We start from the raw sequence: 11,833 nt of genomic DNA, 5'->3' as shown, positions 1-11,833 counted from the left end.
AGTGTCCGGGCGTGTGTGTCAAGCATCACAACCCTGCAGCGGCGACCACCTACCGTGAACACTCATCCATCACTGGACGAGTGCGCCGAGTTCCAACCGGCCGCCCTGGACGCGCTCCGGGAGCCGCTGGAGGAGGGGCGGATCCGTCTCCGCCGCATCTCTGGCGAGACGGTCTATCCGGCCCGCATGCAGCTGGTGATGGCGGCCAACCCCTGCCCGTGCGCCCGGCTGCCGCACCTGTGCCAGTGTCCCTCGCAGGTCCGCCGACGCTATCTGGGCCGGCTGTCCGGGCCGCTGATGGACCGCGTCGACCTGCAGGTCGATCTCGATCCGGTCCGCTCGGCCGCACTCGTCGACACCGAGGCGGTCGAGTCCTCCGAGGTCGTCGCCAAGCGGGTCGCGGCGGCCCGGGGCAGCGCGGCCGAGCGGTGGAGGCCCTGGGCCAGGGCGAATGCCGAGGCGCCCGGCCATCTCATCCGTCAGCACCGCATGCGCCTGCCACGACCCGTTCTCCGCCCACTCGTCCAAGCCGTCGACCGGGGCCGCATGTCGGCTCGCGGGTTCGAGCGCTGCGTCCGCGTCGCCTGGACCATGGCCGACCTCGACGGCCGCACGGTCCCCGACGCGGGCGACGTGACCGAGGCCTTGCAAATGCGGTCGCGGAGCAGTCGATGAACGGCGATCGAGAGGCGCGGATGGCACTCGGGGTGCTGGTCGAGCCCGGCAGCCGGGAGCTGGGGCAGCTGGTCCGGGCCGAGGGTGCGCCCGTCGCGCTCGACTGCGTGCTGCGGGGCGTCGGGGTCAGCGACTACCTCGCCGGGGCCGTGCGTGCGCGGCTGACCTCGGCCGGGCTCGGCGCCGGGCCCGGGGTGGCGGCGCGGATCGTGGAAGGGATGACGGCGCGGGCCGACCGGCTCGGCGCCCGGATCGTCACCGCGACCGACGACGAGTGGCCGCCGTCGCTCGACGACCTCGTCTCGGCCAGTCGCGAGGGCAACATGCTCCGGCGGGACACGGATCCCCCGCTGGCGTTGTGGATCCGCGGCGCGGGGCGGCTCGGCGACGTGCTGGAGCGCTCGGTGTCGGTGGTCGGCGCGCGGGCCATGACGGCGTATGGGGAGTTCGTCGCCTCCGAGTTCGCCTTCGGGCTGGCCCAGCGCGGCTGGACGGTCGTCTCCGGCGGCGCGCTCGGGGTCGACGTCACCGCCCATCGGGGTGCGCTGGCGGCGGGCGGGCCCACCGTCGCGGTGCTGGCGTGCGGGATCGACCGCAGCTACCCCACGGCCAACGCCGGCGTGCTGGAGCGGATCGCCGAGGAGGGGCTGCTGCTCACCGAATGGCCGCCGGGCACCAACCCGCACAAGACCCGGTTCCTGACCCGCAACCGGGTCATCGCGGCGGCGACGCGCGGCACGGTGGTGGTCGAGGCGGGGTCGCGCAGCGGGGCGCGGAACACGCTGGGCTATGCGCGGCTGCTGCGGCGCTCGGCGATGGTCGTGCCCGGGCCGGTCACGTCGGCGATGTCGGTGGGCTGCCACGTGGAGCTGCGGGTGCCGGGCACGGTGCCGGTGACCCGGGTCGACGAGATCATCGAGGAGGTCGGGCCGGTGGGGGAGCTGGCCGACCCGATCCAGGGCGCGGCCCGGCCGGAGGACGTGCTCGACCCGCTACAGGCCCGGATTCTCGACGCCGTGCTGCCGCGCCGCCCGCGCACGGCCGAGGAGGTCGCCGCCGTGGCCGGGGTGAGCGGCCGGGAGGCGCGGCGCAACCTGCCGCTGCTGGAGGAACTCGGGTTCGTGGTGGCGGGCGACGCCGGCTACCGGCTGGCGGCCGGGCTCGACGTCCCCCGGCCGCCCGAGGACGGCTGAGATGCGCCGTTCACAGCCGCCGCAGGCGGGCGACGGCCTCGTCGAGCACCTCGTCGCGCTTGCAGAAGGCGAAGCGGACGAGCCGGCGCCCGGCGGTCACGTCGTCGTAGAAGACCTGGGTGGGCACGGCGACGACGCCGCAGCGCTCCGGCAGCGCCAGGCAGAACTCGACGCCGTCGGTGCCGCCGAGCGGGGTGATGTCGGCGGTGACGAAGTAGGTGCCCTCCGGCCGCAGCACCGCGAAGCCCGCCTCGGTCAGGCCCTGGCACAGGCGGTCGCGCTTGCGCTGCAGGTCGTCGCGGAACTGCTCGTAGTAGGACGGCGGCGAGTCCAGCGCCACCGCGACCGCCGGCTGGAGCGGGCCGGCGTTGACGTAGGTCAGGAACTGCTTGACCCGCGTCACCGCCGACACGAGCGGCCGGGGGCCGCAGGCCCAGCCGATCTTCCAGCCGGTGCACGAGAAGGTCTTGCCGGCGGAGGAGATCTGGACGGTGCGGTCGCGCATGCCGGGGAGGCTCGCCAGGGGTACGTGCGGGGCGGCGGCGTCGGAGAAGACGAGGTGCTCGTAGACCTCGTCGGTGACGGCGTAGGCGTCGAACTCGGCGCACAGGGCGGCGACCTGCGCCAGCTCGTCGGCGGAGAAGACCTTGCCGGTCGGGTTGTGCGGCGAGTTGAGCAGCACCAGGCGGGTGCGCGGGCCGAAGGCGGCGCGCAGCTCGGCCGGGTCGAAGGTGTAGCGCCCGTCGTGCGCCCGCAGGGTCACCGGCCGGCGGACCGCGCCGGCGAGGGCGATCGAGGCCGCGTACGAGTCGTAGTACGGCTCGAAGCAGACGACCTCGTCGCCGGGCTCGCACAGCGCCAGGATGCTGGCGGCGATGGCCTCGGTCGCCCCGGCCGTCACCAGGATCTCGCCGTCCGGGTCGTAGTCGAGTCCCCAGAAGGCCTTCTGGTGCGCGGAGATCGCGGTGCGCAGCTCGGGGACGCCGGGGCCCGGCGGGTACTGGTTGCGCCCGCCGTGGATCGCCGCCGCGGCGGCGTCGAGCATCACGGCCGGGCCGTCGGTGTCGGGGAAGCCCTGGCCGAGGTTGACCGAGCCGGTGCGCACAGCGAGCGCCGACATCTCAGCGAAGATCGTCGTGCCGAAGGGGCGCATGCGGGCGACGAGGGGATCAGTCACTCCCCGAGTATGGGGCCCGCCGCGCGGGGGCGGCCGGCCGAGTGCGCGGCCGTTCGGCAGGGTGGTCGGCCGAGTGCCTGGCCCGCCGGACCGGAGGCGGTCCGGCGTCCGATCGGCGACCGGACCGGCGCCGGAGTGGCGGTGATCATGCCGAGGGCCTACCGTGACGGACCGTGGATGGACGCCGCAGTTTCCCGGATCCGGATGCCGAACCCCGCTGGTATTCGGATGATCGGGGATATGACGACCGTGTCCGGGACGATACGCCCCGTGACGAACGTGGATACGGGGACGAGCGGGGATACGGCGAGGAGCGGGACCGCGGGTACGTGCCGACCCGGTACGCCGAGGACCGCGACGGCTATCGGGTGCCGGAGCCGCGCACGTCCGGGCGTGGGTACGACCCGATGTACGGAGACAGCCCGAGCGGCCAGTTCGCGGGCCCGCTGAGCCGGGACCCGTACGGCAACGACTCCGCCGAGGTGCCGGTCGAGTCGGTCAGCCGGTCCCGCCGGGCGGAGGCGATCGACCGCGGCACGCTGCAGCGGCCGACGTCGGGGGCGCCGACCGCGCCCGAGCCGGTGCCCGCGACGACGCCGCTGTCCGCCCCGCCGATGTCCGGACCTCCCATGTCGGGGCCGCCGATGTCGGGTCCGCCGCAGGCCGCGTCGCACCTGGGGGGCCCGCCGCTCGCGCTGCCGACCGTGCCGCCGCCGGCGCAGGCGGGCCACGGGGGGTACGCGGGGCCGCCGCCCGGCGCCGAGGGGACCAGCGCCTTCGCGGCGCCGACGGCGCTGACCGCCGCCGTGCCTCCGCCGAGCGCCGATCAGGGTGGCGCGGTGTACCGCAGCAAGCGGCCGGGGCTGGCCGTCGTGCTCGTGGTGTTGACGGCGGTGTTCGAGCTGCCGGTGCTGCGCCTGTTCCTGACCGCGGCCACCGCCCAGCGGATCGAGGCGGGCGGGACGCTCGCCGGCATCTTCATGATCGTCGGGCTGCCGATGTTCGCGATGGGGCTGTACGGGCTGGTCGGTGGCGCGGCGGGCTCGCTGCCCGGGGCGCGGGCGTGGCTGCGGACGCCGCTGGCGTACCTGCCGGTGGCGCTGCTGCTGTTCATCGCCGCCGGGCTGTCGGCCTGACCAACGCCGCAAAACCACCCGAACCGGTCGTGGCCGGGGGGATTCGAGCTCTCCCCCCGGCTACGCGTACACTTTCCTCCGGCGACCGCGCACGCGCGGTCGACCTCGCGCGCCCTCCCACAGCCCGCCGCACTTCTTCCGCGCCGGGCGATCAAGGGCGGCGGCCGCCCTGGTCCCGAGATCAGCAGCAGCATGCACTCGGGTGAGAACGGCCGACGACCGGGCGCCAGGACGGTGGTCCGACCGGCCCGCCGTGACAACCAGGATCGAAGGGATCCGCCAACATGGCTGTGACCATGCGCCAACTGCTCGAGAGCGGCGTTCACTTCGGGCACCAGACTCGCCGCTGGAACCCGAAGATGAAGCGCTTCATCTTCACCGAGCGCAACGGCATCTACATCATCGACCTGCGCCAGACCCTCGACTACATCGAGAAGGCCTACGACTACATCCGCAACACCGTCGCCGAGGGTGGCTCGGTGCTGTTCGTGGGCACGAAGAAGCAGGCGCAGGAGGCCATCGCCGAGCAGGCGACGCGTGTCGGCCAGCCCTACGTCAACCACCGCTGGCTGGGCGGCATGCTCACCAACTTCCAGACCGTCTACAAGCGGCTGCAGCGCATGAAGGAGCTGGAGTCGCTCGACCTCACCGGCACCGCGCAGGGCTACACCAAGAAGGAGACCCTGCAGCTGTCGCGCGAGCAGACCAAGCTCAGCCGCACGCTCGGCGGTCTCCGCGACATGCAGAAGCTCCCGTCGGCGATCTGGGTCATCGACACCAAGAAGGAGCACATCGCGGTCGACGAGGCCCGCAAGCTGGGCATCCCGGTCATCGCCGTGCTCGACACCAACTGCGACCCGGACGAGGTCGACTTCCCGATCCCCGGTAACGACGACGCCATCCGCTCCGCCGCGCTGCTGACCCGCGTGGTCGCCGACGCGGTCGCCGACGGACTGATCGCCCGGTCCGGACGGGCCACCCGCGCCGACCAGAAGCCCGAGCCGGGCGTCGTGGCCGGTGACGAGCCGCTCGCCGAGTGGGAGCGTGAGCTGCTCGAGGGTGCCAAGCCCGCCGAAGCCGGCCCCGCCGAAGACACCACCCAGGCGTAACCCCGAAGAGCGAGAGAGAGTCATGTCCAACTTCACCGCCGCGGACGTCAAGCGACTCCGCGAACTCACCGGCTCCGGCATGATGGACTGCAAGAAGGCGCTCGACGAGGCCGAGGGCGACTTCGACAAGGCTGTCGAGCTGCTGCGCATCAAGGGTGCGAAGGACGTCGGCAAGCGCGCCGGTCGCACGACGGCCAACGGCCTCGTCGCGCACCACGGCGCGGGTCTGGTCGAGATCAACTGCGAGACCGACTTCGTGGCCAAGAACGAGGCGTTCGTCGAGCTCGGCCAGAGGCTTGCGGAGCACATCGACGCGACCAAGCCGGCCGACATCGACGCGCTGCTCGCCTCGAAGCTCGGCGACAGCACCGTCGCCGACCTGGTCCAGGCCGAGTCGGCCCGGATCGGCGAGAAGATCGTCGTGAACCGCATCGCGGTCCTCGCCGAGCCGGTCGCCATCTACATGCACCGCAAGAGCCCCGACCTCCCGCCGCAGGTCGGTGTCGCGGTCGAGTTCACGGGCAAGACCGACGAGGCTGCCGTCGCCGACGCCCGTGGCGTCGCGATGCAGATCGCCGCGATGCGCCCGAAGTACCTCACCCGCGAGGAGGTGCCCGCCGACGTCGTCGAGTCGGAGCGCCGCATCGCGGAGGAGACCGCTCGCGAAGAGGGCAAGCCGGCGGCTGCCCTGCCGAAGATCGTCGAGGGCCGGGTCAACGCGTTCTACAAGGACTTCGTCCTCATCGAGCAGCCCTCGGTCGGCGACAACAAGAAGACCGTCAAGCAGGTGCTGGCCGAGGCCGGCATCGAGGTGACGCGGTTCGTGCGCTTCGAGGTCGGCCAGGCCTGATCCGGCGCAGCCGAGAACGGTAGCGATCGCGCAGAGGGGGTCACGGTGTCCACATGTGGAGGCCGCGACCCCCTCGTCGTACATACCAGCCAGAGTCCGACCGCTCGAAAGGTGCCATAGATGACGAACACCGCCATGGAAGCGACACGACAGGCACTGGCGCCGACCCCGATCGGGGCGCGGCGCGTCGTGCTCAAGCTCTCCGGCGAGGTGTTCGGCGGCGGTGCCGTCGGTGTCGACCCGAACGTCGTGCGGCACATGGCCCGGCAGATCGCGACGGTCTCCCGGCGCGGCGTGCAGGTCGCGGTGGTCGTCGGCGGCGGCAACTTCTTCCGCGGCGCCGAGCTCTCCCGCGCCGGCATGGACCGGTCCCGCGCCGACTACATGGGCATGCTGGGCACCGTCATGAACTGCCTGGCGCTGCAGGACTTCCTGGAGAAGGAAGGCATCGACACGCGCGTGCAGAGCGCGATCAGCATGGCGCAGGTCGCCGAGCCGTACATCCCCCGCCGGGCGATCCGGCACCTGGAGAAGGGCCGCGTGGTCATCTTCGGCGCGGGGGCCGGCATGCCGTACTTCTCGACCGACACGGTCGCCGCGCAGCGCGCGCTGGAGATCCACGCCCACATGGTGTTGATGAGCAAGAACGGCGTCGACGGCGTGTACACCGCCGACCCGCGCACCGACCCGACCGCCCGGAAGCTCGACAGCCTGACGTTCGCCGAGGCGCTGCTGCAGGGCCTGCGGGTCGTCGACCAGACGGCGTTCAGCCTCTGCCAGGAGAACGCGCTGCCGATGCTGGTCTTCGGCGCGGAGGGGGAGGACAACGTCGCTCGCGCGTTGAGTGGTGAGAGGATCGGCACGCTCATCACCGCCGAGCCCATCCCGGACCGAGGAGGAAAGACCACGTGATCGAAGAGACACTCTTCGAGGCCGAAGAGAAGATGGAGCGCGCGATCGAGCACGCCAAGGAGGAGTTCGCGGTCATCCGCACGGGCCGCGCCACCCCGGCGATGTTCGGCAAGGTGATGGTCGACTACTACGGCACGCCAACCCCGCTGCCGCAGATGTCCTCGATCGCGATCCCCGAGCCGCGCATGGCGATCATCAAGCCGTACGACACCTCGCAGATCGGCGCCATGGAGCGCGCCATCCGGGACTCCGACCTGGGTGTGAACCCCAACAACGAGGGCACTCAGATCCGCATCCTGCTGCCGCAGATGACCGAGGAGCGCCGCCGCGACATGATCAAGGTGGCCCGGCACAAGGCCGAGGACTCGCGGGTCGCGATCCGCAACGTCCGGCGCAAGGCCAAGGAGGAGCTCGACCGCATCGTCAAGGACGGTGAGGCGGGCGAGGATGAGGTGCGTCGCGCCGAGAAGGAGCTCGACGACCTGACCCACCGGTTCGTCGTACAGGTCGACGAGCTGCTCAAGCACAAGGAAGCCGAGCTACTCGAGGTCTGATGGCCCACCTCGACCGAGCACACCGGTTCCCGGAAGCCCCCGGAGACCCGTCGACCCGGGCGCGGCAGGACGTTGCCGCGCCCGAGTTGTCTGCGAGCCTTGCACAAGAGGTGGTACCGGCTGCCGTGTCAGCGAACGGAAAGACGCCCTCGCCGGGCGGGCCGGAGCAGCGCAAGAGCCGCGCCGGCCGGAACCTGCCGGCCGCCATCGGGGTCGGCGCCGGGCTCGGCGGGCTCGTCATCGTCTCGCTGTTCGTCTACAAGTGGCTCTTCCTCGGGCTGATCATCGCGGCCGTGGTCATCGGCAGCTGGGAGATGGTGCGCGCGGTCAGCGTGCAGAAGGCCCGGCCGCCCCTGGTGCCGCTGCTGCTCGGCGGGCCGCTCATGGTGTGCCTCGCCTGGTTCGGCGGGGCCGACGATCTGCCGCTGGGGCTGCTGGCCACGCTGCTCGCGATCTTCATCTGGCGGTTCGCCGCCGGGGCGCCGCACTATCAGCGCGACGTCACCGCCGGCGCGTTGATCGCGGTGTACGTCCCGTTCCTCGGATCCTTCGCCGCGCTCCTGGCCTATCCGGCCGAGGACGGCAGCGTCCGGGTGCTGGTGACGATCCTCGCCGTCGTGCTGTCCGACACGGGCGGCTACGTCACCGGCGTGTTCCTCGGCCGGCACCCGATGGCCCCGTCGGTGAGCCCGGCCAAGTCGTGGGAGGGCTTCGCCGGCTCGGTCGTCTGGACCGGCGCCGGCAGCGCCGTCGCGGTGTCGCTGCTGCTGGACGACGCCGTCTGGTGGCACGGCGCGGTCTTCGGCGTCGCCGTGTCGATCGCCTCCGTCCTCGGCGACCTCGGCGAGTCGCTGATCAAGCGCGATCTCGGCGTGAAGGACATGAGTAACCTGCTGCCCGGCCACGGCGGGCTCATGGACCGCCTCGACTCGGTGCTGCTCGCCCTGCCGACCGCGTACGCCGTTCTGGCGTTTCTAGTACCTCCCTGGTAGCTGAGCGTGACGCTCCCGCGAGCGGACTTGTAGGTCACGCGCCTCGGCATGGGACACTGGTAAGCGCCATGACACAACTGCCCGTTCTGAACCTGTCCTCCGAAGCGACCGGCACCACCCGTGACGGCCGTCGAGCGTCGTTGCCCCCGCGTCACCTGGCTGACCTCGATCTTGCCGGGCGCCGCGCGGCCGTCGCCGAGCTCGGTGAGCAGGCGTTCCGGGCCGGGCAGGTGTCGGCGCACTACTTCGGCCGCCTCATCCGCGACCCCGCCGAGATGACCGACCTCCCGGCCCGCAGCCGCGCCGCGATCACCGATGCGTTGCTGCCCAAGCTGCTGCATCCGGTCCGCGAGTTGGCGACCGACAGCGGTACCACTCGGAAGACCTTGTGGCGCCTTCACGACGGCTCTCTCGTTGAGAGCGTCCTGATGGGATATCCAGATCGCGTGACGGTGTGCGTGTCGAGCCAGGCGGGGTGCGGGATGGCGTGCCCGTTCTGCGCGACCGGCCAGGCCGGCCTGACGCGCAACCTGTCGACCGCCGAGATCGTGGACCAGGTCGTGTGGTTCGCCGGCCAGGCCGCCCAGGGCGCGCTGCCGGGCTGCCCCGACCGCCTGTCACGGGTCGTGTTCATGGGCATGGGCGAGCCGCTCGCCAACTACAACCGGGTCATCGCCGCCGTCCGCCGCCTGACCGAGCCGGCGCCGGAGGGGCTGGGGCTGTCGCAGCGGCACATCACGGTGTCCACCGTGGGGCTGGTCCCGGGGATCCGTCGGTTGACGGAGGAGGGGCTGTCGGTGACGCTTGCGCTGTCGCTGCACGCACCCGATGATGATCTGCGCGACACGCTCGTGCCGGTCAACCAACGTTGGAAGGTCGCCGAAGTGCTGGATGCCGCGTTCGAGTATGCGGCTCGCACCGGTCGGCGCGTGTCCATTGAGTACGCAATGATCCGGGATGTGAACGACCATCCTTGGCGGGCGGATTTGCTCGGTCGGCTCTTGTCCGGCCGTCTCGCGCATGTCAATCTCATCCCGCTCAATCCGACTCCGGGCAGCAAGTGGGACGCTAGCCCTAAGCCGGTTGAGCGTGAGTTCGTCCGACGCCTCCGGGCTGCCGGTGTCGCGACCACCGTTCGTGACACCCGGGGTCGGGAGATTGACGGAGCCTGCGGGCAGCTTGCCGCCTCAGACGGTGGCAAGGTGGGAGAGCGTCAAGACGGCTTGCTAGCACGGCGAGCGAACGAGGAGACACAGTGAGTCAGGGTCAGCGGTTCCGGCGCCGTGCGATGCGTCGGGGATACAAGGTCGACGAGGTCGACTCGTTCCTCGACCGGGTGGAAGCAACGCTCTCCGGTGACCCCATGGGTGCGCCGGTGAGCGCTCAGGAGGTCCACGACGTGGTCTTCCGCGTGCGCTTCGGCGGATATGACGAGTGGCAGGTCGACCTGCACCTCGACCGCGTTGAGCGGCAGCTGGCCGAGCTGGAGGAGCGGGGCGGCGGCGGCTTCGGCCGCGCCCTCGACTCGCGCAACGACATGCGGATGGCTCCCGATCGCATGCCGGAGCGGATGCCCGATCGCATGGCCCCGCCGCCGGTCGACCGCATGGGCCCGCCCCCGATGGGTCCGCCCGACCGCATGGGCCCGCCGCCCATGGGCCCGCCCGACCGGATGGGTCCCCCCGACCGCATGGGCCCGCCCGGCCCGCCCCCGATGGAGCGCATGGCCCCGCCGGCCATCCCGGCCCCGCCGATGCCGACCCGGCCGACCCCGCCGCCTGCCGGCCCGCCGCAGCGCGACCCGTCCTACGGGCGGTACGACGAGCCCACCTATGGCGGTGCCTTCGACGACGACCGCGGCTACGAGCCGGCCGGCCGTCCGCCGCCGCGCCCGGACATGACGGCCGAGATTCGCATGGACCGCGAGCGCCCGGAGCCGGCGACCTACGGTGGCGGCCCGGACCGCGATCCGTATGGCGCCGGTCCCGACCGCGACCCGTACGGTGGCGGCCCCGACCGTGACCCGTATGGCCCGCCGCCCGGCGACCCGTACGGTCCGCCGCCCGGCGCGCCGCCGCAGCACCAGTCGACGGAGGTGGCGCGCATCGACCAGTTGCGCCGCACCTTCCAGCTGCGCCGGTTCGGCAGCGGCTACGACCGGGCGCAGGTCGACCGCCTCTTCGAGGGCGTGATGGCCTCGCTGTCCGGCCGTGGCGGCCCGCTGACCGACGGCGACCTGGACCCGTCGCACCTCAACCTGGTGCCGGGTGGGTATTTCGAGGCGGAGGTCGACGCGGCCCTGAAGGAGGTCCGCGACATCGTGACCCGCCGCCGCTGACCGCCCGCGAACACCTGAAAGGCGCGCCTGGCCGACCTCCGTGTCGGCGCGGGCGCGCCTTCGCGCTTGCGGTGCGGTGCAAGCACGCGCGGTGTAGGCAGGTGCCGGCCCTGGCGCAGCGGTGTAAGCACGCGCGGTGTAGGCAGGTGCCGGCGGTGGCGCACGCAGGGCGCGGTGGCGCGCGAGCGGCGTGCCCGGAATAGCGCACGCGGCGGCGGCGGTGGTGCCGCGCCGGGTGGTTCTATGATCGATGGAAGATCTTGGCTGTCATGGCGACCAGAAGTCTCCGTCGATCATGAAAATGGCCGCTGTCCTCGGCCGGGGGCCGGCTCTTGGGCACAAAGTTCGATGTGGGTCGATCCACCCTCAAAATGATCGCGAAAAGTGCGGGTAGATCGACCGACGTCTTTTCGGATTGGGCGGCGGGGCGGGCGTGCGGGCCGGGTGGCCGGCCCCAGCGGTGGCCCGGCGCGGGCGCAGCCCGCGGGCCCTTGGGACGACGGCGATGGCAGCGTCCGCGGGGGCGGGACGCAGGTCCCGGCCCCGCGAGCGGTGTCCGACGGGAGCAACGGTCGTGCCCCCGACGGTGATTTGGCTATGAAGGGTTACCGCAGGCCGTTGCGGCGCAGGACCCAGTCGCCGATCAGGGCGAGGAGCAGGAGGCCGGCCACGGCGATCAGCCAGATGTCCTCGACGCGGCCGCCGTGGTTGCCGATCAGCATGGACAGCACGAGGACGATCGTGACGGCCGCGCCGATGCGGGCCGCGCGCGGGTGCCCGGGCTTGTGCTGGTCGGGGGAGGTCACTGGCTCGTGCTCGGCCACGGTGCTTCCTTTCGCTGCTGATGTTGTCCTGGGAAAGTCTGGCATGCTGCGTCGAACGCTACGGGTGCGGGTC

The 11,833-nt window shown here is 72.0% G+C and carries 12 protein-coding genes; 10 read left to right on the top strand and 2 right to left on the bottom strand.

Annotated features, from left to right (window positions below):
* Positions 1 to 54: 54 nt before the first annotated feature.
* Positions 55 to 675, top strand: a complete 621-nt coding sequence (locus IEZ31_RS49690) for an ATP-binding protein (protein WP_190257146.1) — start codon at positions 55 to 57, stop codon at positions 673 to 675.
* Positions 672 to 1,868, top strand: a complete 1,197-nt coding sequence (gene dprA, locus IEZ31_RS49685) for a DNA-processing protein DprA (protein WP_190257145.1) — start codon at positions 672 to 674, stop codon at positions 1,866 to 1,868. Before IEZ31_RS49690 ends, dprA begins: the two co-directional genes overlap by 4 nt.
* A gap of 10 nt (positions 1,869 to 1,878) precedes the next feature.
* On the opposite strand, the gene IEZ31_RS49680 is transcribed toward dprA, so the two are convergent.
* Positions 1,879 to 3,045: a pyridoxal phosphate-dependent aminotransferase gene (locus IEZ31_RS49680; protein ID WP_268241762.1), complete on the bottom strand. Its 1,167-nt coding sequence runs from the start codon at positions 3,043 to 3,045 to the stop codon at positions 1,879 to 1,881.
* Between the two features lie 329 nt (positions 3,046 to 3,374).
* On the opposite strand from IEZ31_RS49680, the gene IEZ31_RS49675 reads away from it, so the two are divergent.
* From IEZ31_RS49675 to IEZ31_RS49640, 8 genes are all read left to right on the top strand, one after another.
* A complete protein-coding gene (locus IEZ31_RS49675; RefSeq protein ID WP_190257144.1) occupies positions 3,375 to 4,181 on the top strand; it encodes a hypothetical protein in 807 nt (268 codons plus the stop codon).
* A 284-nt stretch (positions 4,182 to 4,465) separates the two neighbouring features.
* Positions 4,466 to 5,290, top strand: a complete 825-nt coding sequence (gene rpsB, locus IEZ31_RS49670; protein WP_190257143.1) for a 30S ribosomal protein S2 — start codon at positions 4,466 to 4,468, stop codon at positions 5,288 to 5,290.
* Positions 5,291 to 5,312: 22 nt separating this feature from the next.
* Entirely contained in the window at positions 5,313 to 6,140 is an 828-nt protein-coding gene (gene tsf / locus IEZ31_RS49665) for a translation elongation factor Ts (protein ID WP_190257142.1), read from the top strand.
* A 135-nt stretch (positions 6,141 to 6,275) separates the two neighbouring features.
* The gene (pyrH, locus tag IEZ31_RS49660; RefSeq protein WP_190257150.1) at positions 6,276 to 7,052 is read left to right on the top strand and encodes a UMP kinase; all 777 of its coding nucleotides are present in this window, start codon (positions 6,276 to 6,278) and stop codon (positions 7,050 to 7,052) included.
* Positions 7,049 to 7,606, top strand: a complete 558-nt coding sequence (gene frr, locus IEZ31_RS49655; RefSeq protein WP_190257141.1) for a ribosome recycling factor — start codon at positions 7,049 to 7,051, stop codon at positions 7,604 to 7,606. The genes pyrH and frr overlap by 4 nt, the downstream gene beginning before the upstream one ends.
* 125 nt (positions 7,607 to 7,731) lie before the next feature.
* Positions 7,732 to 8,598, top strand: a complete 867-nt coding sequence (locus tag IEZ31_RS49650) for a phosphatidate cytidylyltransferase (protein WP_373294827.1) — start codon at positions 7,732 to 7,734, stop codon at positions 8,596 to 8,598.
* Between the two features lie 68 nt (positions 8,599 to 8,666).
* Entirely contained in the window at positions 8,667 to 9,857 is a 1,191-nt protein-coding gene (gene rlmN / locus IEZ31_RS49645) for a dual-specificity RNA methyltransferase RlmN (protein ID WP_190257139.1), read from the top strand.
* Between the two features lie 29 nt (positions 9,858 to 9,886).
* Positions 9,887 to 10,936, top strand: a complete 1,050-nt coding sequence (locus IEZ31_RS49640) for a DivIVA domain-containing protein (protein ID WP_190257149.1) — start codon at positions 9,887 to 9,889, stop codon at positions 10,934 to 10,936.
* Between the two features lie 605 nt (positions 10,937 to 11,541).
* On the opposite strand, the gene IEZ31_RS49635 is transcribed toward IEZ31_RS49640, so the two are convergent.
* The gene (locus IEZ31_RS49635) at positions 11,542 to 11,805 is read right to left on the bottom strand and encodes a DUF2631 domain-containing protein (protein WP_190257138.1); all 264 of its coding nucleotides are present in this window, start codon (positions 11,803 to 11,805) and stop codon (positions 11,542 to 11,544) included.
* Positions 11,806 to 11,833: the final 28 nt, after the last annotated feature.

Source organism: Dactylosporangium sucinum (genome assembly GCF_014647515.1).
GTDB classification, from domain to species: domain Bacteria; phylum Actinomycetota; class Actinomycetes; order Mycobacteriales; family Micromonosporaceae; genus Dactylosporangium; species Dactylosporangium sucinum.
This window is presented reverse-complemented; position numbering and strand designations above follow the sequence as displayed.

Bases quoted from the DNA above. Each gene is read 5' to 3' on its own strand.
- dprA (WP_190257145.1), top strand. From the start codon at position 672: ATGAACGGCGATCGAGAGGCGCGGATGGCACTCGGGGTGCTGGTCGAG.
- rlmN (WP_190257139.1), top strand. From the start codon at position 8,667: ATGACACAACTGCCCGTTCTGAACCTGTCCTCCGAAGCGACCGGCACC.
- IEZ31_RS49640 (WP_190257149.1), top strand. From the start codon at position 9,887: ATGCGTCGGGGATACAAGGTCGACGAGGTCGACTCGTTCCTCGACCGG.
- tsf (WP_190257142.1), top strand. From the start codon at position 5,313: ATGTCCAACTTCACCGCCGCGGACGTCAAGCGACTCCGCGAACTCACC.
- pyrH (WP_190257150.1), top strand. From the start codon at position 6,276: ATGGAAGCGACACGACAGGCACTGGCGCCGACCCCGATCGGGGCGCGG.
- IEZ31_RS49635 (WP_190257138.1), bottom strand. From the start codon at position 11,805: ATGCCAGACTTTCCCAGGACAACATCAGCAGCGAAAGGAAGCACCGTG.
- rpsB (WP_190257143.1), top strand. From the start codon at position 4,466: ATGGCTGTGACCATGCGCCAACTGCTCGAGAGCGGCGTTCACTTCGGG.